General features: G+C 60.7%; 25 protein-coding genes and 1 pseudogene. 2 read left to right on the top strand and 24 right to left on the bottom strand.

Annotated features, from left to right (window positions below):
* Window positions 1-165 precede the first annotated feature (165 nt).
* From EGJ09_RS25800 to EGJ09_RS25785, 4 genes are all read right to left on the bottom strand, one after another.
* On the bottom strand, window positions 166-891 hold the full coding sequence (locus tag EGJ09_RS25800; protein ID WP_039603203.1) for a dienelactone hydrolase family protein: 726 nt from the start codon (window positions 889-891) through the stop codon (window positions 166-168).
* 64 nt (window positions 892-955) lie between these two features.
* Window positions 956-2,860, bottom strand: coding sequence for a molecular chaperone HtpG (gene htpG, locus EGJ09_RS25795; RefSeq protein WP_046785421.1), 1,905 nt, complete (start codon window positions 2,858-2,860; stop codon window positions 956-958).
* Window positions 2,861-2,929: 69 nt separating this feature from the next.
* Complete coding sequence (locus EGJ09_RS25790; RefSeq protein WP_115274283.1) at window positions 2,930-3,412, bottom strand: PaaI family thioesterase; 483 nt, start codon at window positions 3,410-3,412, stop codon at window positions 2,930-2,932.
* Window positions 3,409-3,885, bottom strand: a complete 477-nt coding sequence (locus EGJ09_RS25785) for a PaaI family thioesterase (protein WP_125925133.1) — start codon at window positions 3,883-3,885, stop codon at window positions 3,409-3,411. The genes EGJ09_RS25790 and EGJ09_RS25785 overlap by 4 nt, the downstream gene beginning before the upstream one ends.
* A 165-nt stretch (window positions 3,886-4,050) precedes the next feature.
* On the opposite strand from EGJ09_RS25785, the gene EGJ09_RS25780 reads away from it, so the two are divergent.
* Window positions 4,051-4,320, top strand: a complete 270-nt coding sequence (locus tag EGJ09_RS25780) for a hypothetical protein (protein ID WP_012315342.1) — start codon at window positions 4,051-4,053, stop codon at window positions 4,318-4,320.
* 67 nt (window positions 4,321-4,387) lie between these two features.
* Here the strand turns inward: EGJ09_RS25780 and EGJ09_RS25775 are convergent, their stop codons facing one another.
* The 11 genes from EGJ09_RS25775 to sdhC form a co-directional block, all read right to left on the bottom strand.
* A complete protein-coding gene (locus EGJ09_RS25775; protein ID WP_115274281.1) occupies window positions 4,388-5,137 on the bottom strand; it encodes a DUF599 domain-containing protein in 750 nt (249 codons plus the stop codon).
* A gap of 180 nt (window positions 5,138-5,317) precedes the next feature.
* Window positions 5,318-6,631, bottom strand: coding sequence for a branched-chain amino acid transport system II carrier protein (gene brnQ, locus EGJ09_RS25770; RefSeq protein ID WP_046785248.1), 1,314 nt, complete (start codon window positions 6,629-6,631; stop codon window positions 5,318-5,320).
* Between the two features lie 392 nt (window positions 6,632-7,023).
* Window positions 7,024-7,908, bottom strand: a complete 885-nt coding sequence (sucD, locus tag EGJ09_RS25765) for a succinate--CoA ligase subunit alpha (protein ID WP_003254203.1) — start codon at window positions 7,906-7,908, stop codon at window positions 7,024-7,026.
* On the bottom strand, window positions 7,908-9,074 hold the full coding sequence (gene sucC / locus EGJ09_RS25760) for an ADP-forming succinate--CoA ligase subunit beta (protein WP_011534748.1): 1,167 nt from the start codon (window positions 9,072-9,074) through the stop codon (window positions 7,908-7,910). The genes sucD and sucC overlap by 1 nt, the downstream gene beginning before the upstream one ends.
* A gap of 172 nt (window positions 9,075-9,246) precedes the next feature.
* The gene (gene lpdA / locus EGJ09_RS25755; RefSeq protein WP_039602469.1) at window positions 9,247-10,683 is read right to left on the bottom strand and encodes a dihydrolipoyl dehydrogenase; all 1,437 of its coding nucleotides are present in this window, start codon (window positions 10,681-10,683) and stop codon (window positions 9,247-9,249) included.
* A gap of 96 nt (window positions 10,684-10,779) precedes the next feature.
* On the bottom strand, window positions 10,780-11,997 hold the full coding sequence (odhB, locus tag EGJ09_RS25750; protein ID WP_039602468.1) for a 2-oxoglutarate dehydrogenase complex dihydrolipoyllysine-residue succinyltransferase: 1,218 nt from the start codon (window positions 11,995-11,997) through the stop codon (window positions 10,780-10,782).
* Between the two features lie 42 nt (window positions 11,998-12,039).
* Window positions 12,040-14,871 carry a 2-oxoglutarate dehydrogenase E1 component gene (locus tag EGJ09_RS25745; RefSeq protein ID WP_012315347.1) on the bottom strand — a complete coding sequence of 944 codons (2,832 nt, stop codon included), beginning with the start codon at window positions 14,869-14,871 and terminating at the stop codon, window positions 12,040-12,042.
* Between the two features lie 246 nt (window positions 14,872-15,117).
* The gene (locus tag EGJ09_RS25740; RefSeq protein ID WP_012315348.1) at window positions 15,118-15,822 is read right to left on the bottom strand and encodes a succinate dehydrogenase iron-sulfur subunit; all 705 of its coding nucleotides are present in this window, start codon (window positions 15,820-15,822) and stop codon (window positions 15,118-15,120) included.
* Between the two features lie 11 nt (window positions 15,823-15,833).
* Complete coding sequence (gene sdhA, locus EGJ09_RS25735; protein ID WP_012315349.1) at window positions 15,834-17,606, bottom strand: succinate dehydrogenase flavoprotein subunit; 1,773 nt, start codon at window positions 17,604-17,606, stop codon at window positions 15,834-15,836.
* Between the two features lie 3 nt (window positions 17,607-17,609).
* Complete coding sequence (gene sdhD / locus EGJ09_RS25730) at window positions 17,610-17,978, bottom strand: succinate dehydrogenase, hydrophobic membrane anchor protein (protein ID WP_003254214.1); 369 nt, start codon at window positions 17,976-17,978, stop codon at window positions 17,610-17,612.
* Complete coding sequence (gene sdhC, locus EGJ09_RS25725) at window positions 17,972-18,358, bottom strand: succinate dehydrogenase, cytochrome b556 subunit (protein ID WP_012315350.1); 387 nt, start codon at window positions 18,356-18,358, stop codon at window positions 17,972-17,974. Before sdhC ends, sdhD begins: the two co-directional genes overlap by 7 nt.
* Window positions 18,359-18,710: 352 nt before the next feature.
* Between sdhC and gltA the strand changes: the two genes are divergently transcribed.
* Window positions 18,711-20,000: a citrate synthase gene (gene gltA / locus EGJ09_RS25720; protein ID WP_115274279.1), complete on the top strand. Its 1,290-nt coding sequence runs from the start codon at window positions 18,711-18,713 to the stop codon at window positions 19,998-20,000.
* 69 nt (window positions 20,001-20,069) lie between these two features.
* On the opposite strand, the gene EGJ09_RS25715 is transcribed toward gltA, so the two are convergent.
* The 9 genes and pseudogenes from EGJ09_RS25715 to EGJ09_RS25675 form a co-directional block, all read right to left on the bottom strand.
* Window positions 20,070-20,675 (bottom strand): START domain-containing protein, encoded by a 606-nt coding sequence (locus EGJ09_RS25715; RefSeq protein WP_125925132.1) that lies wholly within the window; start codon window positions 20,673-20,675, stop codon window positions 20,070-20,072.
* 34 nt (window positions 20,676-20,709) lie between these two features.
* Window positions 20,710-20,964: a YkgJ family cysteine cluster protein gene (locus EGJ09_RS25710; RefSeq protein WP_012315353.1), complete on the bottom strand. Its 255-nt coding sequence runs from the start codon at window positions 20,962-20,964 to the stop codon at window positions 20,710-20,712.
* Between the two features lie 121 nt (window positions 20,965-21,085).
* Window positions 21,086-21,484, bottom strand: coding sequence for a hypothetical protein (locus EGJ09_RS25705; RefSeq protein WP_125925131.1), 399 nt, complete (start codon window positions 21,482-21,484; stop codon window positions 21,086-21,088).
* Between the two features lie 63 nt (window positions 21,485-21,547).
* On the bottom strand, window positions 21,548-22,990 hold the full coding sequence (locus tag EGJ09_RS25700; protein WP_046785252.1) for a PLP-dependent aminotransferase family protein: 1,443 nt from the start codon (window positions 22,988-22,990) through the stop codon (window positions 21,548-21,550).
* A 183-nt stretch (window positions 22,991-23,173) separates the two neighbouring features.
* Window positions 23,174-23,986, bottom strand: coding sequence for an OmpA family protein (locus EGJ09_RS25695; RefSeq protein ID WP_115274275.1), 813 nt, complete (start codon window positions 23,984-23,986; stop codon window positions 23,174-23,176).
* Complete coding sequence (locus EGJ09_RS25690) at window positions 23,983-24,336, bottom strand: DUF4398 domain-containing protein (RefSeq protein WP_046785254.1); 354 nt, start codon at window positions 24,334-24,336, stop codon at window positions 23,983-23,985. The genes EGJ09_RS25695 and EGJ09_RS25690 overlap by 4 nt, the downstream gene beginning before the upstream one ends.
* 9 nt (window positions 24,337-24,345) lie before the next feature.
* Window positions 24,346-25,167 carry an ABC transporter substrate-binding protein gene (locus EGJ09_RS25685; protein ID WP_125925130.1) on the bottom strand — a complete coding sequence of 274 codons (822 nt, stop codon included), beginning with the start codon at window positions 25,165-25,167 and terminating at the stop codon, window positions 24,346-24,348.
* Between the two features lie 77 nt (window positions 25,168-25,244).
* Window positions 25,245-26,174: an electron transfer flavoprotein subunit alpha/FixB family protein gene (locus tag EGJ09_RS25680; RefSeq protein WP_046785256.1), complete on the bottom strand. Its 930-nt coding sequence runs from the start codon at window positions 26,172-26,174 to the stop codon at window positions 25,245-25,247.
* A pseudogene (locus EGJ09_RS25675) lies at window positions 26,175-26,297 on the bottom strand (electron transfer flavoprotein subunit beta/FixA family protein); the annotation flags it as partial.

Raw genomic sequence — 26,297 nt, 5'->3', positions numbered from 1 at the left:
ATTTGCCCTGATGAAGAAGAAGGAGGAATACGTAAGCAGAACGGCCTAAAGACCGTTGTTTACAACCATAGAATCTCCCACCGGGACCGCGCCGCTCTCGGGGGCAACACCTCAAGTGGGAGCTGGCTTGCCAGCGATGGGCTGCGTAGCAGCCCCAAGGCACCGTCAGCGCTGGAACACTTCGGTGAGCAAATTGTGCATCGAACGGAACGCCCGCTCTGAGGTACGGCGGTCATACTGCATCTTGCCCGGGACATTGGCACCCGGGTCAGTGAACGAGTGCACCGCGCCGCCATAGCTCAGCAGTTGCCAATCCACCTTGGCCGCATTCATCTCTTCCTCGAACGCCGGCAGCTGCTCCCTCGGTACCAGCGGGTCGGATGCGCCGTGCAGCACCAGCACCGAGCCCTTGATGTGCTTGGCATCTTCAGGGTTCGGGGTATCCAGCGTGCCATGGAACGACACCGCAGCCTTCAGGTCTGCACCGGTACGTGCCAGCTCCAGGGCGCAGCAGCCGCCAAAGCAGAAGCCGAAGGTTGCTACCTTGCCAGGCTCCAGTAACGCCTTCGACTGCGCCAGCAGCTGCGCCAACGCCTCCTTCATGCGCTTGCGCAATTCGGCACGGTCATTCTTCAACGGCATCATCGCCGCCCCAGCTTCGTCAGCATTGGACGGACGCACCGATTGCCCGTACAGGTCGGCAATCAGCACCACGTAACCCTTCTCGGCCACTTCCTTGGCGATGCGCTCGGCACCTTCGCCAATGCCCATCCAGTTCGGCGCCATCACCAGGCCCGGTCGCCCCAGCGCACCTGGCTCGTACACCAGACGGCTTTCATAGGCCTTGCCGGACAGGTGATAAACCAGCGATTCGACGATTACCTTGCTCATCAAGCACTCCTTGGGCATTCACCATTAAAAAAGCCCGCCGAAGCGGGCTTATCGATGCATCAACTCAAGCAGACAGCTCGACCAACAGCTTGTTCAGACGACGAACGTACGCCGCCGGATCCTTCAAGCTGTCACCGGCCGCCAGGGCCGCCTGATCGAAGAGGATGTGCGACAGTTCGGCAAAGCGGTCTTCACTCTGCTCGTTGTCCAGCTTTTCGATCAGCGGATGAGTCGGGTTGAATTCGAAGATCGGCTTGGAGTCCGGCACCTTCTGCCCGCTGGCTTCAAGGATCTGGCGCATCTGCAGGCCCAGGTCCTGCTCACCGATGGCCAGGATTGCCGGCGAATCGGTCAGGCGGTGCGACACACGCACTTCGGCGACGCTCTCACCCAGCGCAGATTTCAAGCGCTCGACCAGGCCTTCTTTTTCCTTGGCGACTTCTTCCTGGGCCTTCTTGTCCTCTTCGGAGTCCAGCTTGCCCAGGTCCAGGTCGCCACGCGCGACATCGACGAAGGCCTTGCCGTCGAACTCGTTGAGGTAGCTCATCAGCCACTCGTCGATGCGATCGGTCAGCAGCAGCACTTCGATGCCCTTCTTGCGGAAGACTTCCAGGTGCGGGCTGTTCTTGACCTGCGCGTACGACTCGCCAGTGAGGTAGTAGACCTTGTCCTGGCCTTCCTTGGCGCGCGCCAGGTAATCGGCCAGGGAGACGCTCTGCTCGCCGCTCTCGTCATGGGTGGAGGCAAAGCGCAGCAAGCCGGCGATCTTCTCCTTGTTGGCGAAGTCTTCGGCCGGGCCTTCCTTCAGCACCTGACCAAAGTTCTTCCAGAAGCCCTTGTACTGCTCAGGCTCGTTCTTCGCCAGCTTCTCCAGCATGTCCAGCACACGCTTGGTCAGCGCAGTTTTCATCGAATCGATGATCGGATCCTTTTGCAGGATCTCGCGGGAGACGTTCAGGGACAGGTCATTGGAGTCGACCACACCCTTGATGAAGCGCAGGTACAGCGGCAGGAACGACTCGGCCTGGTCCATGATGAACACGCGCTGCACATACAGCTTCAAGCCGCGCGGCGCTTCACGCTGGTACAGATCGAACGGCGCGCGGGCCGGCACGTACAGCAGCGAGTTGTATTCGAGCTTGCCTTCGACCTTGTTGTGGCTCCAGGCCAGCGGGTTTTCGAAGTCATGGCCGATGTGCTTGTAGAACTCCTGGTATTCCTCGTCCTTGATTTCGGTACGCGGGCGGGTCCACAGGGCACTGGCGCGGTTGACGGTTTCCCATTCTTCGGCCGGCTGCTCTTCACCTTCGGCCGCCGCCTGCTCTTTGGGCAGCTGGATCGGCAGGGCAATGTGATCGGAGTACTTCTTGACCACGTTACGCAGGCGCCAGCCATCGGCGAATTCCTGCTCGTCCTTCTTCAGGTGCAGGACAATACGGGTACCGCGCTGTGGTTTTTCGACGGTGGAAACTTCGAAGTCGCCCTCGCCCTTGGACGACCAGTGCACGCCCTCGGCAGCCGGCTGGCCGGCGCGACGGCTGAACACGTCGACCTTGTCGGCCACGATGAAGGCAGAGTAGAAGCCCACACCGAACTGGCCGATCAGGTGCGAATCCTTCTTCTGGTCACCGGTGAGGTTCTTCATGAAGTCGGCCGTGCCGGACTTGGCGATGGTACCCAGGTGAGTGATCACATCTTCGCGGCTCATGCCGATGCCGTTGTCCTCGAGGGTCACGGTACCGGCGTCCTTGTCGAAACTCAGGCGGATTTTCAGGTCGGCGTCGTTTTCGAACAGCTCTGGCTTGGCCAGGGCTTCGAAACGCAGCTTGTCGGCGGCGTCGGAAGCGTTGGAAATCAGCTCACGCAGGAAGATTTCCTTGTTCGAGTACAGCGAGTGAATCATGAGGTGCAGCAGCTGCTTTACCTCGGTCTGGAAGCCCAGGGTTTCCTTTTGTGTTTCCACACTCATGGTCTTCAAAACTCCGATCTGATGGCAGTGGGCGCCGGCAGCCGAATCGGCATGCATTAATGGCGGATGTCATGCAGATGGGGGCAGCCCCGACGATTTCAAGGGCTTTTGGGGCTCAATCTTGAAATGCGCACGGGCAGTGGCGATCGGCGATTGTCGATCGCCCTGCCAGGCGGTGATCGCCACATTGGTCACCCGCCGGCCTTGGCGCCAGAGCTGGCACTGCGCGTAAGTGTCGCGAAAGAGCCCGGCGCGCAGGTAGTCGATGGAAAAATCGATGATCTTGGGGATGCTGGCGCTCTCGCTGTAGATCAGCAGATACAAGGCGGCAGAAAGCTCCATGAACCCAGCAATCACACCGCCATGGATGGCCGGCAGCAACGGGTTGCCGATGTTGTCCGGGCTGGCCGGCAAGCGGAACAGCAGGTCATCGCCCTGGCGCTCACAGGTGATGCCGATCAGGCTGGCGTAGGGTATCAACGCCAGCAATGGCTGGTAATCGCCCACGGCATGCGCCGCGTTGAGCTGTCGACGTACGTCTTGTGGAATCATGCCCCGCCCTCCTTCAGCCCCTTGCCGAACCGGATGCCGCCCTTGACCTCCTGCCCCAGGCGCATGAAGGTACCGACAACCTGGCAGATCGGCTGGGCGGGGTCGTCCTGATAGGCCATGCCACGGGTGAAAATCACGTCTCGGGTGACCCGATAGCACTGGGCATGACCATAGATGGGCTTTCCCGCCTCTGCCGGATGCATGTAGTCGATACGAAGGTCCAGCGTTGGACATACTTCAAAGCTCGGCAGCACGCAAAGGGTGGCCATCCCGCAGGTGGTGTCCATCAGCGTGGTCAGGGCACCACCATGCACTGCGCCGGTCTGCGGGTTGCCAACGATGGCTGGCGACCAGGGCAAGAGCAGCGTCATGCCATCGGCGTCCGCATGCTCCACGCGCACTTGCAACACTTGACAATGTTTCAGTGCCGACAAGAAACGCTCGGCCATGGCCATCAAGCTTGAATCGGTCATCGGTACACTCCTCTTCACAGCCACTGGCGCCTGCGACATCTGCATAAGTGTGATAAAAAGTCTATCCGCGATGCGGTGTTATATATCTGTAACTGATACGGAACTATTGCCGCATGGCTGAACTCGAAGGAACAAGTCACTTATTCCACCAAGGAGAAACACCCAATGCGTAAACCATTTGCTTTTGCTCTGATGCTGGCTGCTGCCATGGGCCTGGCTGCTTGCGATAAAGCGAGCGAAGACAAAGCCCAAGACGCACAGGAACATGCCGAGCAAGCCCAGGAAAAAATGGGCGAAGCTCAGGATAAAATGAACGACGCCGCCGAGGAAAACGCCGAAGCTGCCAAAGATCAGGCTGAAGCCGAGCAGAAGGCTGCTGAAGAAGCCGCTCCGGCAACTCCGGCTACTGCACCGGCTGAGCCTGCCAAGCAGTAATCGCGACGCACAAAAAAACCCGACATTGTCGGGTTTTTTTGTGCCTGCCAGTTATAGGTTAAACGTTTCATGTGTTTGTACCGAGGCCTTCCTTGCTGGTCTCGGTAGGCGCACTTTCCGTTGGCGTGAACACCATCACTTCCAGCACATCGGAGTGGAACTCCCGGCGATACAGGATCAATACCACTCCTACACTCACGACCATGAACAACCACGGGCTGATGAACCAGGTGAGCATGGCCATGCCGAAGTAATAAGACCGCAAGCCAAAGTTGAACTGATTGGCCGCCAGCGACAACACCCTCGCCGCCCGTGAAGCGAAAGCCTTACGCTCAAGCTCACTGACCAGCCGCTCGCCTATCATGGGCGCAGACCCCACCAGCACTGCTGCGAAGTTGTACTGGCGCATGCACCAGCTGAACGTAAAGAACGCATAGACGAAAACCATCGCCAGGCAAAGCAGCTTGATTTCCGACATGCCTTGCGAGGCCTGCTGCACCAGAGGCAGGTCGGCCAGCAGCGACAGGGCGCGGTCAGAGGCCCCCAGAACAGTCAGGATGCCGGCCAGAATGATCAGGGTACTGGAGGCAAAGAACGACGCGTTGCGCTCCAGATTGCCAATTACACTGGCATCGGCGATGCGGTTGTCGCGCAGCAGCATGCGGCGCATCCAGTCTTCCCGGTACAGATGCAGCACACTGGCCAAGCAGGCAGTGTCGCGGCCCTTCCAGATGGCATAGCGGGTATAGCCGCCCCAGCAAAGGGCGAACCAGCAGAGGGCCAACACGTTGTGAAGGTTGCTTTGGATGAAATTCATGCAGTTTTCCCGAAGGCCAGGGCAGACAAGGATAGGGACCGCATTTCGACGCTTGCAAGCACGCAAAGGCACATAGGCGCAATAAAAAACCCCGCACCCTTGTGGGTGCGGGGTTTGGTGTATCGGCCTTCGCGGGCACCCTACGGCTTGTGGCCGGTGCCAACGGCAGGCGTCAACCTATCAGGCCAGCGCTTCGCGCGGCTTGCCAAGCATGCGGTCGCACGCCACAGCCGCCATCAGTGTCACCACCGACGGCACCAGCCAGGCCAGGCCCTGATCGCTCAGCGGCAGGTGGGCCATGAAGTCCGGCAGCACGTGGGCAATGCTGCTGCCCTTGATCGCGTCAACCATGCCGAACAACAGCGACACCAGCATGACCGGCGCCAGGATACGTGTTGGCGAATTCCACAGGTCTTTGACGAAGCTCAGCCCTACCACCACGATGCACGGTGGGTAGATGGCGGTCAGCACCGGGATCGAGAACATGATCAGCTTGGTCAGGCCCAGGTTGGAAATCAGCAGCGAGAAGCCCGCCAGGATCACCACCAGCGCACGGTACGACAGCGGCAGGATCTGGCTGAAGTACTCGGCGCATGCGCAAGTCAGGCCTACGGCAGTCACCAGGCAGGCCAGCGCGATCAGCACCGCCAGGAAACCGCTGCCAAGCGAACCGAAGGTGTGCTGTACGTAGGCGTGCAATACTGCTGCACCGTTGGTGGCGCCAGCCGCGATATCATGGCTGCTGGCTCCCAGGCGGAACAGGCTGATGTACACCAGCGCCAGGCCTACACCGGCAATCAGGCCGGCAATGATGGCATAGCGGGTGATCAGCTTCGGCGACTCGACACCCCGCGAACGGATGGCATTGACGATCACGATACCGAAGACCAGCGCACCCAGGGTGTCCATGGTCAGGTAGCCATCGGAGAAGCCTTTGGAGAAGGCCGCAGCTGCATAGGCAGGCTGTGCTTCACCAATGGTGCCGGCCGGCAGCGCGAACGCCGCGATACCAAGTACCGCCAGGGCGATAATTTTCAGCGGCGCGAGGAAACGGCCCACGGTATCGAGCAACTTGCCCGGGTACATGGACACCGCCAATACCACGATGAAGTACACCAGGCTGTAGAGGAACAACGCCAACGGGCTTTCGCCGGTGAGCGGTGCCACACCCACTTCGAACGACACGGTCGCGGTGCGCGGGGTTGCGAACAGCGGGCCGACCGACAGGTAGCATACCGCCGCCAACAGGCCACCGAAGAACTTGCCGATCGGGCTGCTGAGCGCATCCATGCCACCACCGACCTTGGCCAGTGCGACCACGGTGATGACCGGCAGGCCCACAGCCGTTACCAGGAAGCCCAGAGCGGCCATCCACACATGCGGCCCGGACTGCAGGCCGACGATGGGCGGGAAGATGATATTGCCAGCGCCCACAAAAAGCGCAAACGTCATAAAGCCAAGCGCCAGGATATCCTGGCCTTTTAAAACTTTCATTTAGGGTAGTACCACACTGCTGAAATCGGGATTCGAGAAGGGATTTCCCCTTGAGTGAGGGAAATGCTGCCCGGCTTGATAGGCCAGACCCGTTTAGCGTGTCGTTCCCTTTTGGGGTACGGGCACAAAGTGAACGCGTAGATTAACCGTTTTACCCGCCAAACGCACTGGCACAGTGCTGCTTGTCCGATGTGCGTACATGTTTGTCGTCTGGTTGACCGTGTTCGACGACAATTTATTGCTGATTCGAGCGGATGTCTGGTTGAAAATCCTGATCAGGGTGATCGAACTTTCCGAAGGTGGGGGCGCAGCCTTCACAGCCGCACAACGACAAAGGCCACCCGAAGGTGGCCTTTGTGCGCGTGGGGGTACTACATATTACTTTGTGTTACTTACTTCTTGGCTTCCCAGCCAGTCAGCTCGGCCAGGGCCTTGCCGATGTCAGCCAGGGAACGCACGGTCTTCACACCAGCGTCCTGCAGGGCCGCGAACTTCTCGTCCGCAGTGCCCTTGCCGCCGGAAATGATGGCGCCAGCGTGGCCCATGCGCTTGCCCGCAGGTGCAGTAACACCAGCGATGTAGGAAACGACAGGCTTGGTCACGTGGGCCTTGATGTAGGCTGCGGCTTCTTCTTCAGCCGAACCGCCGATCTCACCGATCATGACGATCGCTTCGGTCTTCGGGTCTTCCTGGAACAGCTTCAGGATGTCGATGAAGTTCGAGCCCGGGATCGGGTCACCGCCGATGCCGACGCAGGTCGACTGGCCGAAGCCGGCGTCGGTGGTCTGCTTCACAGCTTCGTAGGTCAGGGTGCCGGAGCGCGAAACGATACCGACCTTGCCTGGCAAGTGAATGTGGCCTGGCATGATGCCGATCTTGCACTCGCCCGGGGTGATGACACCTGGGCAGTTAGGGCCGATCAGGGTAACGCCCAGCTCGTCGCACTTGACCTTGGCATCCAGCATGTCCAGGGTAGGAATGCCTTCGGTGATGCAGACGATCAGCTTGATACCGCCGAAGGCAGCTTCCAGGATCGAGTCTTTGCAGAACGGGGCCGGTACGTAGATCACCGAAGCGTCAGCGCCGGTAGCTTCCACGGCTTCCTTGACGGTGTTGAACACCGGCAGGCCCAGGTGGGTGGTGCCACCCTTGCCCGGGGTAACGCCGCCGACCATCTTGGTGCCGTAGGCAATGGCCTGTTCGGAGTGGAAAGTACCCTGCGAGCCGGTGAAGCCCTGGCAGATGACTTTGGTGTCTTTATTGATCAGGACGCTCATTACTTGCCCTCCGCAGCTTTGACAACTTGTTGAGCAGCGTCGGTCAGGCTGGTTGCCGCAATGATGTTCAAACCGCTTTCTGCCAGTACTTTTGCGCCCAGTTCGGCGTTGTTGCCTTCAAGGCGAACGACGACCGGAACCTTGACGCCGACTTCCTTCACTGCACCGATAATGCCTTCGGCAATCATGTCGCAGCGAACGATGCCGCCGAAGATGTTGACCAGTACGGCCGCGACATTGCTGTCGGACAGAATGATCTTGAACGCTTCGGTAACGCGTTCTTTGGTAGCACCGCCGCCCACGTCGAGGAAGTTGGCTGGCTTGCCGCCGTGCAGGTTGACGATGTCCATGGTACCCATGGCCAAGCCGGCACCGTTGACCATGCAGCCGATGTTGCCTTCCAGGGCAACGTAGTTCAGTTCGAACTTGGCAGCGTGGGCTTCACGAGCGTCGTCCTGCGACGGGTCGTGGAAGGTCTTCAGCTTGGGCTGACGGTACATGGCGTTGGCGTCGATGTTGATCTTGGCATCGAGGCAGTGCAGGTCGCCATCGGCCTTGATCACCAGCGGGTTCACTTCCAGCAGGGCCAGATCGTGATCCTTGAACAGCTTGGCCAGGCCAACGAAGATCTTGGCGAACTGTTGAACCTGCTTGCCTTCCAGGCCCAGCTGGAATGCCAGTTCACGACCCTGGAACGGCTGAGCGCCGACCAGCGGGTCGATGGTAGCCTTGAGGATCTTCTCAGGCGTTTCGTGAGCGACTTTCTCGATGTCCACGCCACCTTCGGTGGACGCCATGAACACGATACGGCGGCTCGAACGATCCACTACAGCGCCCAGGTACAGCTCTTTGGCGATGTCAGTGCAGGATTCGACCAGAATCTTGGAGACGGGTTGACCGTTGGCATCAGTCTGGTAGGTCACCAGATTCTTGCCCAACCACTGTGCAGCGAACGCCTTGGCGTCTTCCTTGCTGCGAACCAGCTTGACGCCGCCCGCTTTACCGCGACCACCAGCGTGGACCTGGGCTTTGACAACCCACTCGGAACCGCCGATCTTGTCGCAGGCTTCTGCAGCTTGCTCAGGGGTATCGACAGCGAAACCCTTGGAAACTGGCAGGCCGTACTCAGCGAACAGCTGCTTACCCTGATACTCGTGAAGATTCATGCTTTTTACCGTCTTCGTTAGGTACTGCGCTTCGGCGCTGCGCCATTACTGGCGCCGCACCACCTGTGACCGTTGACCCCGGGTTTTCCCGTGTGATCCGGTCCGGCGGACGTTCCGCGGTGAGTCATGCACGCAAGACTCACGACGGGCAGCCCGCCGTGGTTTCTTATAATTAACGCTTCTTACGGTTGGCCACGTGAATGGCGCCGCCATTCACTGCCAGCGCTGCTTCATGCAACGCTTCGGACAGGGTTGGATGGCTGAAGACCATCATGCCCAGATCCTCGGCACTGGTGCCGAATTCCATTGCGATCGCGCCCTGCTGAACCAGTTCGGCAGCCGACGGGCCAATCACGTGTACACCCAGTACGCGGTCGGTCTTGGCATCGGCGATGACCTTGACGAAACCACCGGTGTCGTTGGCCGCCATCGCACGGCCGCTGGCCGCGAACGGGAAGGTGCCTACGTTAACCTCAACACCCTCGGCCTTCAAGGCTTGTTCGGTCTTGCCGACCCACGCGATTTCCGGGTGGGTGTAGATAACCGAAGGGATCAGGTCGTAGTTCATCTGGGCCTTGTGGCCCTTGATGCGCTCGACGACCATGATGCCCTCTTCCGAGGCCTTGTGCGCCAGCATCATGCCGCGGACAACGTCGCCGATGGCATAGACGCCCGGTACGCTGGTAGCGCAGTGGTCGTCAACGAAGATGTAGCCACGCTCGTCGATGTTCACGCCGCTGTCGGAGGCCAACAGGTCGGTGGTCACCGGACGACGGCCGACCGCGACGATCAGCTTGTCGAAGGTGATCTTCTGCTCGCCTTCGGCGTTGGTGTAGGTCACTTCGACTTCGTTGCCGTTGACTTTCGAGCCGGTGACGCGAGCGCCCAGCTTGATGTCCAGGCCTTGCTTGGTCAGGGTCTTCTGGGCTTCTTTCGACACTGCGGTGTCAGCAGCCATCAGGAAGGTGTCCAGGGCTTCCAGGACGGTGACTTCAGCACCCAGGCGAGCCCACACCGAGCCCAGCTCCAGGCCGATCACGCCAGCACCGATCACGCCCAGACGCTTGGGAACCGATTGGAATTCCAGGGCGCCGGTGGAGTCGACGATGACGTTCTGGTCGACCGGAGCCGGCGGAATGTCGATCGGACGCGAGCCGGAGGCCAGGATCACGTTCTCGGCTTCGATGATTTCGGTGGTGCCATCAGCCTTGGTGACTTCGACTTTCTTGCCAGCCAGCAGTTTGCCGTGGCCCTGGATCGAAGTGACGCCATTGGCCTTGAACAGGGTGGCAACGCCACCGGTCAGGTTCTTGACGATGCCAGCCTTGCGACCAACCATCGCGGCCACGTCCATCTTCACTTCGCCAGTGGAGATGCCGTGGACGTTGAAGCTCTCTTTGGCTTCCTTGTACTTCCAGGAGCTGTCCAGCAGCGCCTTGGACGGAATGCAACCTACGTTCAGGCAGGTGCCACCCAGGGCCAGCTTGCCCTCGGCGTCGGTGTACTTCTCGATACAGGCAGTCTTCAGACCAAGTTGGGCAGCCTTGATGGCAGCCACATAACCGCCAGGACCTGCACCAATCACCACTACGTCGAATTTCTGGGTCATAAAAGATTCCTTTTTAGCTTCAAGCGGCAAGCTGCAAGCCGCAAGTCCAGCAGGCTTCGGCTTGAAGCTTGCGGCTTGCAGCTTACAGCTGCGCGATTAGATGTCCAGCAGCAGGCGGGACGGATCTTCCAGCAGGTTCTTGATGGTCACCAGGAAGGTTACCGCTTCCTTGCCGTCGATCAGACGGTGATCGTACGACAGCGCCAGGTACATCATCGGGCGGATTACCACTTGGCCGTTGATGGCCATCGGACGCTGGATGATGTTGTGCATGCCGAGGATGGCGGCCTGTGGCGGGTTGACGATCGGGGTCGACATCATCGAGCCGAAGGTACCACCGTTGGTGATGGTGAAAGTGCCGCCGGTCATTTCTTCGATCGACAGCTTGCCGTCGCGGGCCTTCTTGCCGAAGGTGGCGATGCCGTTCTCGATTTCAGCCAGGCTCATCGATTCGGCGTTGCGCAGTACCGGCACCACCAGGCCACGGTCGCTGGAGACGGCAACGCCGACGTCGGCAAAACCGTGGTAGACGATGTCGTTGCCGTCGATCGAGGCGTTGACAGCAGGAAAACGCTTCAGCGCTTCGGTAGCGGCCTTGACGAAGAACGACATGAAGCCCAGGCGCACGCCGTTATGGGTCTTCTCGAACAGGTCCTTGTACTTCGAACGCAGGGCCATGACTTCGGTCATGTCGACTTCGTTGAAGGTGGTCAGCATCGCCATGTTGGACTGGGCTTCAACCAGACGCTCGGCGATCTTGGCACGCAGGCGGGTCATCGGCACACGCTTCTCGGTGCGATCGCCAGCAGCGGCCACAACCGGGGCGGCAGCGGCAGGCTTGGCAGCCGGAGCAGCGGCAGGCGCGGACTTCTTGTTGGCAACTGCAGCAACCACGTCTTCCTTGGTGACGCGGCCACCTTTGCCGGTACCGGCAACGGTAGCCAGGTCGATGCCGTTCTCTTCAGCCAGCTTGCGCGCGGCCGGAGCGGCAACCGGGTCGTCTTCGCCGGCATCGGCGGCAACGGCTGCCGGAGCAGCGGCGGCCGGAGCGGCAGCAGGCGCGGCGGCAGCAGCACCACCTTCCACGATCGAACCCAGCACTTCGTCGGACAGGACGGTATCGCCCTCGCCCTTGACGATGTCGCCCATCACGCCATCGGCGGTAGCCAGTACTTCCAGGACGACCTTGTCGGTCTCGATGTCGACGATCAGCTCGTCACGCTTGACGGCTTCGCCCGGCTTCTTGTGCCAGGTGGCAACGGTGCCATCGGCAACCGATTCCGGGAAGGTTGGGGCTTTGATCTCGATAGCCATTATCAGTGTTTCCTTAAATTCGGTTTCAGGTGCGCGAAGGCGTTAGACAGTGAAGGCGTCTTGCAGCAGTTTTTCCTGCTGTTCGGCGTGCTTCGAAGCGTAACCACAGGCTGGCGCGGCGGAAGCGTCGCGGCCGGCGTATTCCAGGACCAGCGCCTTGTTGTGGCGGCCCAGGATACGGCGCATGTGGTGCTGGCTGCTGTACCAGGCGCCCTGGTTCATCGGCTCTTCCTGACACCAGACGGCATGCTTGAGGTTGGTGTACGGCGCCAGGATGTCGACCAGGTCGTCTTCCGGGAACGGGTACAGTTGCTCGATACGCACGATTGCGATGTCTTCGCGGCCTTCGGCACGGCGTTTTTCCAGCAGGTCGTAATAGACCTTGCCACCACACAGCACCAGGCGTTCGACCTTGGCAGGATCCAGGGTGTCGATTTCCGGGATCACGGTCTGGAACGAACCTTCTGCAAGGTCCTCCAGGGTCGAGACGGCCAGCTTGTGGCGCAGCAGCGACTTCGGCGTCAGCACGATCAGCGGCTTGCGCAGCGGACGGATGACCTGACGACGCAGCAGGTGGTAGATCTGTGCCGGGGTGGTCGGTACGCAAACCTGGATGTTGTGCTCGGCGCACAGCTGCAGGTAACGCTCCAGACGCGCGGAGGAGTGCTCCGGGCCCTGCCCTTCGTAACCGTGAGGCAGCAGCATGGTCAGACCGCACAGGCGGCCCCACTTGTGCTCACCGCTGGTGATGAACTGGTCGATCACCACCTGCGCACCGTTGGCGAAGTCGCCGAACTGGGCTTCCCAGATCACCAGCGCATTCGGCGTGGTGGTCGAGTAACCGTATTCGAAGGCCAGTACCGCTTCTTCCGACAGGAAGGAGTCGTACAGGTCGAAGCGCGGCTGGCCCGGGAACAGGTTCTGCAGCGGCACGTAGGTGCTGGCGTCCTTCTGGTTGTGCAGCACCGCGTGGCGGTGCGAGAAGGTGCCACGGCCGATGTCCTGGCCGGTCATGCGGATCGGGTGACCTTCGAACTGCAGGGTGGCGTAGGCCATGGTCTCTGCGTAACCCCAGTTGATCGGCAAGCCACCGGCCTGCATCTTCTGACGGTCTTCGTAGATCTTCGACACCTGACGCTGGACGACGAAGCCTTCCGGCAGCTCGAGCAGCTTGGCCGACAGGTCCTGCAGGGTCTTGAGGTCGAAACGGGTGTCGTGACGCGCAGTCCAGGCGTGGCCCAGGTACGGACGCCAGTCGACGAACAGCTCGCGGTTCGGCTCCTTGACCAGGCTCTTGACCACGTGCAGGCCGTTGTCCAGGGCATTGCGGTACTCGTCGATCTTGGCCTGGGCGCGCTCGGCATCGATGCGACCGGCCTGGATCAGCGCCTCGGCGTACAGCTCACGGGTGGTGCGCTGCTTGCTGATCTGCTGATACATCAGCGGCTGGGTACCGTTGGGCTCGTCGGCCTCGTTGTGGCCGCGACGACGGTAGCAGACCAGGTCGATGACCACGTCACGCTTGAACTGCATGCGGTAATCGATGGCCAGCTGGGTCACGAACAGCACAGCTTCCGGGTCATCGCCGTTCACGTGCAGGATCGGCGCCTGGATCATCTTGGCAACGTCGGTGGCGTACTCGGTGGAACGCGAGTCCAGCGGGTTGCTGATGGTGAAACCGACCTGGTTGTTGATCACGATGTGCACGGTGCCGCCGGTCTTGAAACCGCGGGTCTGCGACATCTGGAAGGTTTCCATGACCACGCCCTGGCCTGCGAAGGCAGCGTCACCGTGGATCGAGATCGGCAGCACCTTGTCGCCGGCGGTATCGTTGCGGCGGTCCTGACGGGCGCGCACCGAACCTTCGACCACGGGGGAGACGATTTCCAGGTGGGACGGGTTGAACGCCATGGCCAGGTGAACTTCACCACCGGTGGTCATCACGTTCGAGGAGAAGCCCTGGTGATACTTCACGTCACCGGAGCCCAGCTCGTTCATCTTCTTGCCTTCGAACTCGTCGAACAGCTCGCGCGGGTTCTTGCCGAAGGTGTTGACCAGCACGTTCAGACGGCCGCGGTGGGCCATGCCGATCACGACTTCCTTGGTGCCGTAGGAGCCGGAACGCTGGATCATTTCGTCCAGCATCGGGATCAGGCTTTCGCCACCCTCAAGGCCGAAACGCTTGGTGCCCGGGTACTTGGTGCCCAGGTACTTCTCGAGACCTTCACCGGCCGTCACGCGCTCGAGCAGGTGGGCCTGCACGTCGGCGGAGAAGTCCGGGCGGCCGCGCACGCTTTCCAGGCGCTGCTGGAACCAGCTGCGCTGCTCGGAATCGACGATATGGGTGAACTCGGCGCCAATGGTGCGACAATATGTCTTCTGGAGCGCCTCGACGATCTCGCGTAGGCTCGCTTCCTCTTTGCCGATGTACAGGTCGCCGGCACGGAAGGTCGTATCAAGATCGGCATTGGTCAAGCCGTAGTGATTGATCGACAGGTCTACGGGCGCAGGGCGCTGCCACAACCCCAAGGGGTCGAGCTTGGCAGCCTGATGGCCGCGCATACGATAGGCCTGGATCAGTCGCAGAACTTCAACCTGCTTCTTCTCGTGTTCACTGCTCACGCTCCCGGCAGATACCGGTTGGGCGCGGCGCTGGTTCTTTGCCAGCAGTACGAAATGGTCGCGGATTGTCGAGTGCGATACATCGGTAGCGGTGCTGCCGTCGGCGGGCAACTTCTGGAAGTAAGTGCGCCACTCTTCTGGCACAGCGTTAGGGTCGTGCAGGTAGAGTTCGTAGAGCTCTTCCACATATGCAGCGTTACCACCTGAAAGGTGGGCGCTTTCCCACATGCGCTGCATCACGCTTTCTTGCATGCTTGGTCACCCTCGGTTAGGGGACTGATCGGCGAGAGCCACAGCAAACCTGGAAAAGTCCGAACACAGCGACTGAACCACGCCACTTGGATCCTGCTGATTTTCCGGGTACCAGCCCGGAAAGCCCCTGCTGGTCTCATATCTTCATAGGTATCGAGCGCGGGCTTTTTGGGCCCTTGCTCAGGTTTTACCTCAGTGCGGGCTCACCACCCGCACCTCGGCTTACTGCAGTTACAACGCTTTGAGTCAGGTGCCGCTTTGCAGCAGCATGTTACGTACGTGGCCGATTGCCTTGGTCGGGTTCAGACCCTTCGGGCAAACGTTGACGCAGTTCATGATCCCGCGGCAGCGGAAGACGCTGAACGGGTCATCCAGGGACGCCAGGCGCTCCTGGGTCTTGGTGTCACGGCTGTCGGCCAGGAAGCGATAGGCCTGCAGCAAGGCGGCGGGGCCCAGGAACTTGTCCGGGTTCCACCAGAACGATGGGCAGGAAGTCGAGCAGCAAGCGCACAGGATGCACTCGTACAGACCGTCCAGCTTGTCGCGATCTTCCGGCGACTGCAGACGCTCGATGGCCGGGGCCGGCGTGTCGTTCTGCAGGAATGGCTTCACCTTCTCGTACTGCTTGTAGAAGATGCTCATATCGACGACCAGGTCACGAATGACCGGCAGGCCAGGCAGCGGGCGCAGAACCAGCTTGTTGCCCTTGACCACGCCGGACAGCGGCGTGATGCAGGCCAGGCCGTTCTTGCCGTTCATGTTCATGCCATCGGAACCGCAAACGCCTTCACGGCAGGAGCGACGGTACGAGAAGCCCTCGTCCTTCTCCTTGATCAGCGCCAGCACGTCCAGCACCATCAGGTCCTTGCCGCCGGTATCGACGTCGAACGACTCCATCTTGGGCGCCGAGTCGGTATCCGGGTTGTAGCGATAAACTTCGACTTTCAACATAGCAGTCACCCTCAATAAGTCCGGACTTTTGGTTCGAAGGCTGGAACAGTCTTCGGCGCAAAGTTGACGCCACGCTTGGCCACGCGCTTCTCACCCGGGTAGTACAGGGTGTGGCACAGCCAGTTTTCGTCGTCACGGTCTTCGAAGTCTTCACGGGCGTGAGCGCCGCGGGACTCTTTACGGGCTTCGGCCGCGATGGCGGTAGCTTCGGCGACTTCCAACAGGTTCTGCAGCTCCAGCGCTTCGATACGCGCGGTGTTGAAGGCCTGGGACTTGTCGTTGATCTTCACGTTGGCGATGCGGTCACGCAGACCAGCCAGCTGCTCGATACCCTTCTGCATGTATTCGCCAGTACGGAATACACCGAAGTAGTTCTGCATGCAGCTTTGCAGCTCACGCTTGAGGCTTGCAACGTCTTCGCCAGTGGTACGCTCGTTGAGCTTGTTCAGGCGGTTCAGGGCGACGTCGACATCGGTATCGCTGGCATCGCGGTACTCGACGCCTTCGCTCAGCGCCTTCTCCAGGTGCAGGCCGGCGGCGCGGCCGAATACGACCAGGTCGAGCAGCGAGTTACCGCCCAGGCGGTTGGCACCGTGAACCGATACGCACGCCACTTCACCCACGGCGAACAAGCCCGGAATGATGTGGTCCTTGCCTTCGGCGTCCATGGTGATGGCCTGGCCATGAATGTTGGTGGCAACACCACCCATCATGTAGTGGCAGGTCGGCACGACCGGCACCGGTGCTACAACCGGGTCGACGTGAGCGAAAGTCTTGGACAGTTCGCAGATGCCTGGCAGGCGGCTGTGCAGCACTTCCTCGCCCAGGTGGTCCAGCTTCAGCAGTACGTGGTCCTTGTTCGGGCCCACGCCGTTGCCAGCGATGATCTCTTTGACCATGGAACGGGCGACCACGTCGCGGCCGGCCAGGTCTTTCGCGTTCGGCGCGTAACGCTCCATGAAACGCTCGCCGTGGGCGTTGATCAGGTAGCCACCCTCACCGCGGCAACCCTCGGTGACCAGTACACCAGCGCCGGCGATGCCGGTCGGGTGGAACTGCCACATTTCGATGTCCTGCACCGGCACACCGGCACGCAGGGCCATGCCGACGCCGTCACCGGTGTTGATCAGGGCGTTGGTGGTCGAGGCGTAGATACGGCCCGCACCGCCAGTGGCCAATACGGTGGCCTTGGACTTGATGTACAGGGTTTCGCCGGTTTCGATGCAGATCGCGATCACACCCACGAACGCGCCGTCCTGGTTTTTCACCAGATCGACAGCGTAGTACTCGTTCAGGAAGGTGGTGCCCGCTTTCAGGTTGCCCTGATAGAGGGTGTGCAGCAGTGCGTGGCCGGTACGGTCGGAAGCAGCACAGGTACGTGCAGCCTGGCCGCCCTTGCCGAAGTCCTTGGACTGGCCGCCGAACGGACGCTGATAGATACGACCGGTTTCGGTACGCGAGAACGGCAGGCCCATGTGGTCCAGCTCGAAGACCGCAGCAGGGCCTTCCTGACACATGTATTCGATAGCGTCCTGGTCACCGATGTAGTCGGAACCTTTGACGGTATCGTACATGTGCCAGCGCCAGTCGTCGTTCGGGTCGGCCGAAGCGATGGCGCAGGTGATGCCGCCCTGGGCGGAAACAGTGTGCGAACGGGTCGGGAAGACCTTGGTGACCACGGCAGTCTTGTGACCGCCCTGGGCCAGCTGCAGCGCTGCGCGCATGCCGGCGCCGCCGCCACCGATGATGATGGCGTCGAAGGAAATGGTTGGAATGCTAGCCATGGATCAGATACCCCAGAGAATCTGCACACCCCAGACGAAGTAAGCGAACATCGCAACGCCGCATACCGCCTGGAACAGGAAACGAATCGCAGTTGCCGACTTGCCGAACGACATTGGCGTCAGGTAGTCGGTTGCAATGGTCCACATGCCGACCCAGGCGTGAGCGCCCAGGGCAACGAGGGCCAGCAGACTGAAGATCCGCATCGCGTTATTGGAGAACAGACCATGCCACTGGGTGTAGTCGATGCCTGGGTGGGCGACCACGTAGCCGATCAGGAAGAGAAAGTAAGCCGCGAGAACGACCGCCGAGACGCGCTGCGCCATCCAGTCATAGAGGCCCGAACGCGACAGGTTCGTGACATTGGTTACCATACCCAAACTCCCACCAGAACGATCAGCACCACGGAGATGACGATCACGATTTTCGAGCCCAGCTTGCCGCCTTCCAGCGTCTCACCGATACCCATGTCCATGATCAGGTGACGCACACCTGCCACGAGGTGATAAAGCAGGGCGGATAGCAGGCCCCAGGTCACGAACTTGGCCAGCGGGCTGGTCAGACACGCCTTCACCTCACCGAAGCCTTCCTCGGAACCCAGCGACTTGCCCAGTGCATAAAGCATGATGGCAAGGCCGAGGAACAGGATGACGCCGGAGATACGGTGCAGGATGGACGTGTACGCTGTGACAGGGAGCTTGATGGTCCTTAGGTCTAGGTTTACAGGTCGTTGGCTTTTCACGGCTTTTTTCACACTGAAGAGCCCCTAGCGAATCAGGGCAAAGTTGTTGGTAAGTGTACTGGTCAGGTACCCACCACCCAGGGAACGGCGACCCCCAGCAGTTCGGGCTTGCAAGCCCCTGGCGGTCGGGTGCCGAGTATAGACAGTTAGGCTGCTTATGACAACGTGACGGGGTAGCCCAAATAGCGCATTGCCTTTAGCGAGCAAAAGGCGTAAATGGGCGAGAATTTCGTGAAAAATCAGGCCTCAGAGCGGGTTTCAACCAGCCTTTAGGCAAATTGACATTCGAATTTACTTCTCTATAGTGGTGCGGGCCCTGCGTGGGGGGTCTGTCTGATGATTTCAAGCATTAATAGGAGGCCACATGGCTGACAAAAAAGCGCAGTTGGTCATCGAGGGCGCTGCCCCCGTCGAGCTGCCCATTTTAACCGGCACCGTTGGTCCTGATGTAATCGACGTCCGCGGGTTGGGGGCCACTGGTCACTTCACCTTCGACCCAGGTTTCATGGCGACCGCTTCGTGCGAGTCGAAGATCACCTACATCGACGGCGACAAGGGCGTGCTGCTGCACCGCGGCTACCCCATCGAACAGCTCGCCGAGCAATCGGACTACCTGGAAACCTGCTACCTGCTGCTCAACGGCGAACTGCCCAATGCCGAGCAGAAGGCCCAGTTCGTCAGCACCGTCAAGAACCACACCATGGTTCATGAGCAGCTGAAGTCCTTCTTCAACGGTTTCCGCCGCGACGCCCACCCGATGGCCGTAATGTGCGGAGTAGTCGGCGCCCTGTCGGCGTTCTACCACGACTCGCTGGACATCAATAACCCGCAACACCGCGAAATTTCCGCGGTGCGCCTGGTCGCCAAGATGCCGACCCTGGCCGCGATGGTTTACAAGTACTCCATGGGCCAGCCGATGATGTACCCGCGCAACGACCTGTCGTACGCGGAAAACTTCCTGCACATGATGTTCAACACCCCGTGCGAGATCAAACCGATCAGCCCGGTGCTGGCCAAGGCAATGGACAAGATCTTCATCCTCCATGCCGATCACGAGCAGAACGCCTCCACCTCCACCGTCCGCCTGGCCGGCTCTTCGGGCGCCAACCCGTTCGCCTGTATCGCCGCCGGTATCGCCGCACTGTGGGGCCCTGCCCACGGCGGTGCGAACGAAGCCGTGCTGACCATGCTCGATGAAATTGGCGATGTCTCGAACATCGACAAGTACATTGCCAAGGCCAAGGACAAGAACGACCCGTTCAAGCTGATGGGCTTCGGTCACCGCGTGTACAAGAACCGCGACCCGCGCGCCACCGTGATGAAGAAAACCTGCGACGAAGTCCTGGGCGAACTCGGCATCAAGAACGACCCGCAGCTGGAACTGGCGATGCGCCTGGAAGAGATCGCGCTCACCGATCCGTACTTCATCGAGCGCTCGCTGTACCCGAACGTCGACTTCTACTCGGGCATCATCCTGAAGGCGATCGGCATCCCGACCAGCATGTTCACCGTGATCTTCGCCCTGGCACGTACCGTGGGCTGGATCTCGCACTGGAAAGAAATGCTCTCCAGCCCATACAAGATTGGCCGCCCGCGCCAGCTGTACACCGGCGAACTGCCGCGTGACATCGTTGAGCTGAAGGACCGCAAGTAAGCTTTTGAAGCCGAACGCAAAAGGCTGCCCTCGGGCAGCCTTTTTCATTGCTTTGCCCCTGCCCTGGCTTCAGTTCTTCTCTGCCCGCTCACGCAAGCTTTTCAGGGTATTGAACGGCGCATCCACTACAAACTTGTTGGCTACCATCGCGGGCACACTGCCACCCGGCTCGGTATGCACCTGATAGGTCACTTCTGTACTGTCCCCCTTGGGCACCAACTTCCAGAAGCCTTCGACTTTCGCCACCCGAACATACCCCTTCTCTTCGGGCATATAGGTCGGCTCTTCCTTGAGGTTACGCGTCAGGCTGCCATCAGCGTTTTTGACGGTGGTGACATGCAACACCGAATCGCGCGGCGTTACCGGCCACGGCGCATTGAACTGGGTGTAGGTCCAGCTCTGGTCACCTTCGTGCTTGAGCAACTTCTGCGACTTGCACTCATGTATCCAGGTGCACGCCCCTGCCACGTCTTCCTGCAGAGCCTGCACCCTGGCCAACGGCGCCTTGATCAGGGCCACACCACGGTAGGCCTTGTACTTGGACCCCGGCACTTCACTGAGAGAGACCTTGATCCCCTCCTCGTCCTTGGCCACTTGCCAGCTCTCGGCCCAGGCGGCCGGCGCCATCAGCAAGCCCACGCCACATAGCAGTGCAATACGCTTGAACGATCTCATCATCTTTATCCTTGTTGTCGAAGATCCAGCCTTGTCACGCCGCCGTCATCTGCTCCCACCAACCGAGAATCCTGATTGCCTCGTCGCGATCATTGCCGCACACCTCGATATCCGCCTTGAACCCACCACAGACCGCCGGCCGCTCGGGCTTGCCGAACAGGTCGCAGAGGTTGTCGGCGGTCAGGTGCAGGCAGCGCATGCCAGCCGGCTTGCCGTCTGGCATGCGCGGCATTGCGGAAGTGATGGACGGGGCGATGCAGCAGGCACCGCAACCCTCACGGCATTTCATAAAATCAGGACCCCCTGAAACAAAACGGGACGAACGTCCCCGGATACTAACCGCTCAAACATACGTTTGAAATTGCTGGCCCGATGAAATCTGCAGTGACCCGGCAGTCAGTTCGCCCAGGCTATTGGCGGAACTCAAACTCGATCGCCGCCCCTTCCACATCACGCCGGCTGTCATTGCGCAACTGCAGCTGCATCTCGTTGCTGATCAAGCGACCATTGAGCTGGAACGGGCTGTCACCGGCGTGCGGTTTGTCCGTAAACATGGCCGGCAGCAAGGGTTTTCGGCGCACGGCCGAACTGCCGACGCTGGGCTCAAGCTGGTTGACCATCTCGGCAGGCAGGCTCAGATCCAGGTGCGCCGCGGGCAATTGCTGGGTTGCCGCCTTGCTGGCTGGCTTGTGCGCAGGCGACGCCTTGGCGTTGTCCGCTTTGGCAGGCTGCGCAGCGTGGGCCACACCAGAGGTCAAACACACTGGCATGAGGCAAAAAACCAGGGCAATACGACGCAACAGTTTCATGGACATCGATAGGCAGGCTTCAAGAGTGCGTATGCTCTCTGTTCCGCCTGCGCCTGGCAAGCCTTACAAAAGCGCAGTTACAGACTCCCTGCACAATTGCTGGGCCAGCATGCCCAGCGTCATCACCGCCCGCTCGGCTTCCTTGTTCCATGGAATACCGCAGTTGAGACGGATGCAGTGGTTGAACTGCTCGGTATTACTGAAGATAAGCCCAGGGGCGATACTGATCCCCTGCTCCAGCGCACGCACATGCAGCTCTTGAGTGTTGACCCGCCCCGGCAGGCTGACCCACAGAATGAAGCCGCCCGTGGGCCGGGTCATCTGCGTACCCTCGGGAAAGTGCTGTTGCACAGCCAACTGGTAGGCACTGAGGTTCTTGCGGTACTCCTGGCGGATATACCGCAGGTGGCGATCATAGCCGCCGTTCTCCAGGTAAGCCGCCACCCCCATCTGCGTGACACTGCAGGCCGAGTGGGTGGTGAAGGTCTGCAGCCGCTGGATTTCGTCCTGGTATCGCCCCGCCACCATCCAGCCAACGCGCACGCCAGGTGACAATGTCTTGGAAAAGCTCGAGCAGTAGATCACACGGTCCAGCCGGTCGAATGCCTTGAGCGCTTTGGTCTTGCCCTGCTCGAACATCAACTCGCCATAGATGTCGTCCTCGACGATCTGGATGTCGAAGTCCGAAGCCAGGCGCAACAACTGCTTCTGCCGCTCTTCGGGGATAGTGCCGCCCAACGGGTTGCTAAGGCGTGTGGTCAGTACCAGCGCCTTGATCGACCATTGATTGGCCGCCAGTTGCAGCGCTTCCAGACTGATGCCGGTGGACGGGTCGCTGGGAATCTCGATCACCTTCAGCCCTAGCAAATCAGCCAACTGCAGCAGGCCGTAATAGGTGGGTGACTCCGCAGCAATCAGATCCCCCGGGCGGGTCAGCACGCGCAGTGACATTTGCAGGGCATCGACACAGCCATGGGTGACGATCACCTCACTGGGATCGACCAGCACGCCAGCATCACGCATGCGGATCGCGATCTGCCGACGCAACGGCTCGAAGCCCGGGCTGAACATGTAGCTGAAAGCACGCGGGCTGTGAAAGCGCGTGACCTTGGCAATCTGCTGATGCAAGGCACGCACTGGCAGGTAGTCGACATGGGGAACGGCGGCACCGAACGCAAACACGCCGTCACGGCGGGCCTCGGTCAGCACCTGCTGGATGATGCTTGCGCGGGTGACCAGGCCGGGGCGCTCGACCCTGGCAATGTCAGGTGTCTGCGCAGTCAACGCCGGGGTCTGGTGCACGTAGTAGCCCGACTGCGGCCGGGCGCGGATCAGCCCCTGGTCTTCGAGATTGGCATAGGCCTGCAGTACCGTGGCATGGCTGACGTTGAGCTGGGCGCTCATCTTGCGCACGGACGGCACGCGCTCGCCTGGCTGATAGACACCACGGCGGATGTCATCGGCCAGTTGCTGGGCGATACGCTGATACAGCAGCAGGTTGGTCATGGCGATATCTCGACGCGCGGACGGCTCATTGTTCTTGTACGACTCACTTACGGTAGAGGATACCGTAACAGTTGCAAAGTGTACTGGGACAGATTGCACAATAGTCGACATTACAGTGGCGTGGCCGCTATCGAAAGGGTTAACCAGCGCGCCTCTTCTCAAGCCGCGAAGAGGCGCCAGCGGTCAGCGTGCCGGAGCAAGCCTGCCCTTGTCATCGGAGAAGACGATCTCCACCCGGCGGTTCTGCGCCCTGCCCCGCTCCGAAGCATTGGCCTCGATCGGGTACTGATCGCCATACCCTTCAACCTGCAGACGCTTTTCGTCGACACCCAGGTCGACCAGCATGTCGGCCACTGCCTGCGCCCGGTCGCGCGACAGCTTGAGGTTATCTTCCGGCGCGCCGGTGTTGTCGGCATAGCCCTCGATCCGCACCACCCTGCGCGGGTTGAGCTGAAGGAACTGGACCAGCTTGAGCACCGTGCGACTGGCCGAATTCTTGAGGTCCGCACGACCAGTGTCGAACAGCACATCACCCAAGGTCATCACCAGCCCGCGATCAGCCTGCTGCGAGGCCAGCGCCGCAATCTGCGCTTCCACCCATTCACCCTGCTGCTGCACGCTAGCCAGCTTGGCCTCGCGCAGGGCCAGCTGCAGGCGCTGACGCTCAAGGTCGAGCTTGGCCAGACGCTCCTGACTCAGCGCCAACTTCGCGTGCTCACCGGCGATTTCGCTGTAACGTTGGCTCAGATACGCATAGTGGCGCACGTCGCTGCCGGTGCCGATGTAGCTGGACAAGCGCTCGGCGCGGGCCAGCGACTCACCGGCGCGGATCACATCACGCGGTGCGCTGCGCAGTACAGCGGAATCATCCTTGACCTTCTGGAAGGCCGCCGAGGCATCGTCCAGCGCCGCTGCACTGCGCTGACTGGCGCACCCCTGCAGCCCGCCAGCCAGCGCCAGCAATGCCAGCGCCGCCATGGGTTTGAAGCCCTTCATGGCTGCACCTCCAGCTGCTTGCGCAAGCGCTTGACCCGCGACTGCAATACGCCGAGCTGCTCCTCACTCTTCTGGTTCAGTACGCGCGCCTCGGCCAGGCGGGCATCGAGTTCGGCCTGCTCGGCACGCATGCGGGCGTCGCGGTAGTCCTCGGTCAGCATGTCGCTCTTGGCGCGGGCGAGCTTGTCTTCGGCAAGCTTCAGCACCTCGACCTGGTCGGTGGCACCGACCGCTTTTGCCTGTTCCAGCGCCTGCTCGGAAATACGCATCTGTTCATTGGGCGCCGGGTCGTTGGCGCAGCCGGCCAGGCCGAGCATGGCCACGGCAAGGATCAGTGATTGGGTTCTCACGCACTCTTCCTACTGTTTGGGGGCGTCCGCCTGCACGTCCATCTGCGCTTTCCAGCGCTCGACATTACGTTGCAGCACGGCTTCAGACGCACCAGAGATCGGCAATTCTGTCAGCTTTTTTGCCAGTTGCCCACGCAACCAGGTGTCATTGCATGCCGAGTTGTGCGACACAGCCAGGTACAACCCTGGCCGGTCGACCGGCAGGCCGCGAGCGATCAGGTCATTGCTCATGCCCAGGCTTTGGGTCATGGCCATGCCCGAGTAACGCCCAGCCAGCACGTAGTCCACCTGGCCCAGCACCAGCTTCTGGAAGGCCTGGGTCAGGTTCTGCGCCGGTACCAGCTTCAACTGCGCCTTGGCAAATGCACTGAAAGCCGGGGTCAGGCGGGCACGCTCCGACAGGCTACCCTGGTAATGGGCCAGATCCGCCGGGCCGTTGAATTCAACGTCGGCGTCATGGCGCGTCCAGACCAGGTATTCATTGAGCTGCAAGGGCGGGTGGATGTAATCCAGTGCGGTCAACTGCTCCACCTGCAGGGGGGTGTCGAGCAACAGATCCATGCGCCCACTGCGCACCTCTTCCAGCGCCTGATCGCGCCTGCCGGCATTGAGGACTTCCACTTTCAGCCCCAGCTCCCCGGCCACCTTGCGCAACAGATCGACGTTGGCGCCAATCAGGTGTTTCGGGTCTTTCGGGTCTTGCCAGGAGTAAGGTGGAGCATCCGGGCTGCCAGTCGCCACCAGACGCTCACACTTGCCAGCCGCCATCGCCAGCGGTGAAAGCATCGCCATCGTGCACACCAGCACCTTGCCTGCTTCACGAAACGCCATCCTTCACTCCTTGCCCGCATAAAAAAACCCGGCCCTCGTTACAAGGGCCGGGCTTCTTTATAAGTGAAGCAGGCGGATCAGACCAGCTTTTCCAGCTCCGGAACCGCTTCGAACAGGTCAGCGACCAGGCCGTAGTCGGCCACCTGGAAGATCGGCGCTTCTTCGTCCTTGTTGATCGCAACGATCACCTTGGAGTCCTTCATGCCGGCCAGGTGCTGAATCGCGCCAGAGATACCGACGGCGATGTACAGCTGCGGGGCAACGATCTTGCCGGTCTGGCCGACCTGCATGTCGTTGGGTACGAAGCCTGCGTCGACCGCAGCGCGCGAGGCACCCACGGCAGCGCCGAGCTTGTCGGCCAGGCTGTACAGGTGCTTGAAGTTGTCACCGTTGCCCATGCCGCGGCCACCGGAAACGACGATCTTGGCAGCGGTCAGCTCTGGACGGTCGGACTTGGCCAGTTCTTCGCCAACGAAGGCGGAGATACCGGCATCGTGCGCGGCGCCTACCGCTTCAACGGCAGCGGAGCCACCTTCGGCGGCCACAGCATCGAAGCCTGTGGTACGCACGGTGATCACCTTCACAGCAGCGCTCGATTGCACGGTGGCAATGGCGTTACCGGCATAGATCGGGCGCTTGAAGGTGTCGGCGGATTCAACCGAAATGATCTCGGAGATCTGGTCGACGTCCAGCAGCGCGGCAACGCGCGGCAGGATGTTCTTGCCGTTAGTGGTGGCCGGGGCCAGCACGTGGCTGTAACCCGTGGCCAGCTCGACGATCAGCGGCGCGACGTTTTCCGGCAAAACGTGGGCGTAGGCTGCGTTGTCGGCAACCAGCACCTTGCCAACGCCAGCGATCTTGGCAGCGGATTCGGCAACGCCACCGACGTTCTGGCCAGCGACCAGCACGTGCACATCACCACCGATCTTGGCGGCTGCGGCGACAGTGTTCAGGGTGGACGGGGCTACGGCACCGTTCTCGTATTCAGCGACAACCAGGATAGTCATTTAGATTACCTTCGCTTCGTTCTTCAGCTTCTCGACCAGTTCGGCCACCGACTTGACCTTGATACCCGCGCTGCGGGCAGCAGGCGCTTCGACTTTCAAGGTCTTGTTGGTGGAGGCGAGCGA

The sequence above is a fragment of the Pseudomonas sp. p106 genome (assembly GCF_003936645.1).
Classification (GTDB): domain Bacteria; phylum Pseudomonadota; class Gammaproteobacteria; order Pseudomonadales; family Pseudomonadaceae; genus Aquipseudomonas; species Aquipseudomonas putida_E.
Note: the sequence above shows the minus strand (reverse complement) of the source record. Positions and strands in the feature narration are given on the sequence as shown.

What these genes read in the sequence shown, in the direction of transcription:
- EGJ09_RS25800 (WP_039603203.1), bottom strand. Translation starts at nt 891, where the DNA reads ATGAGCAAGGTAATCGTCGAATCGCTGGTTTATCACCTGTCCGGCAAG.
- htpG (WP_046785421.1), bottom strand. Translation starts at nt 2,860, where the DNA reads ATGAGTGTGGAAACACAAAAGGAAACCCTGGGCTTCCAGACCGAGGTA.
- EGJ09_RS25790 (WP_115274283.1), bottom strand. Translation starts at nt 3,412, where the DNA reads ATGATTCCACAAGACGTACGTCGACAGCTCAACGCGGCGCATGCCGTG.
- EGJ09_RS25785 (WP_125925133.1), bottom strand. Translation starts at nt 3,885, where the DNA reads ATGACCGATTCAAGCTTGATGGCCATGGCCGAGCGTTTCTTGTCGGCA.
- EGJ09_RS25780 (WP_012315342.1), top strand. Translation starts at nt 4,051, where the DNA reads ATGCGTAAACCATTTGCTTTTGCTCTGATGCTGGCTGCTGCCATGGGC.
- EGJ09_RS25775 (WP_115274281.1), bottom strand. Translation starts at nt 5,137, where the DNA reads ATGAATTTCATCCAAAGCAACCTTCACAACGTGTTGGCCCTCTGCTGG.
- brnQ (WP_046785248.1), bottom strand. Translation starts at nt 6,631, where the DNA reads ATGAAAGTTTTAAAAGGCCAGGATATCCTGGCGCTTGGCTTTATGACG.
- sucD (WP_003254203.1), bottom strand. Translation starts at nt 7,908, where the DNA reads ATGAGCGTCCTGATCAATAAAGACACCAAAGTCATCTGCCAGGGCTTC.
- sucC (WP_011534748.1), bottom strand. Translation starts at nt 9,074, where the DNA reads ATGAATCTTCACGAGTATCAGGGTAAGCAGCTGTTCGCTGAGTACGGC.
- lpdA (WP_039602469.1), bottom strand. Translation starts at nt 10,683, where the DNA reads ATGACCCAGAAATTCGACGTAGTGGTGATTGGTGCAGGTCCTGGCGGT.
- odhB (WP_039602468.1), bottom strand. Translation starts at nt 11,997, where the DNA reads ATGGCTATCGAGATCAAAGCCCCAACCTTCCCGGAATCGGTTGCCGAT.
- EGJ09_RS25745 (WP_012315347.1), bottom strand. Translation starts at nt 14,871, where the DNA reads ATGCAAGAAAGCGTGATGCAGCGCATGTGGGAAAGCGCCCACCTTTCA.
- EGJ09_RS25740 (WP_012315348.1), bottom strand. Translation starts at nt 15,822, where the DNA reads ATGTTGAAAGTCGAAGTTTATCGCTACAACCCGGATACCGACTCGGCG.
- sdhA (WP_012315349.1), bottom strand. Translation starts at nt 17,606, where the DNA reads ATGGCTAGCATTCCAACCATTTCCTTCGACGCCATCATCATCGGTGGC.
- sdhD (WP_003254214.1), bottom strand. Translation starts at nt 17,978, where the DNA reads ATGGTAACCAATGTCACGAACCTGTCGCGTTCGGGCCTCTATGACTGG.
- gltA (WP_115274279.1), top strand. Translation starts at nt 18,711, where the DNA reads ATGGCTGACAAAAAAGCGCAGTTGGTCATCGAGGGCGCTGCCCCCGTC.
- EGJ09_RS25715 (WP_125925132.1), bottom strand. Translation starts at nt 20,675, where the DNA reads ATGAGATCGTTCAAGCGTATTGCACTGCTATGTGGCGTGGGCTTGCTG.
- EGJ09_RS25710 (WP_012315353.1), bottom strand. Translation starts at nt 20,964, where the DNA reads ATGAAATGCCGTGAGGGTTGCGGTGCCTGCTGCATCGCCCCGTCCATC.
- EGJ09_RS25705 (WP_125925131.1), bottom strand. Translation starts at nt 21,484, where the DNA reads ATGAAACTGTTGCGTCGTATTGCCCTGGTTTTTTGCCTCATGCCAGTG.
- EGJ09_RS25700 (WP_046785252.1), bottom strand. Translation starts at nt 22,990, where the DNA reads ATGACCAACCTGCTGCTGTATCAGCGTATCGCCCAGCAACTGGCCGAT.
- EGJ09_RS25695 (WP_115274275.1), bottom strand. Translation starts at nt 23,986, where the DNA reads ATGAAGGGCTTCAAACCCATGGCGGCGCTGGCATTGCTGGCGCTGGCT.
- EGJ09_RS25685 (WP_125925130.1), bottom strand. Translation starts at nt 25,167, where the DNA reads ATGGCGTTTCGTGAAGCAGGCAAGGTGCTGGTGTGCACGATGGCGATG.
- EGJ09_RS25680 (WP_046785256.1), bottom strand. Translation starts at nt 26,174, where the DNA reads ATGACTATCCTGGTTGTCGCTGAATACGAGAACGGTGCCGTAGCCCCG.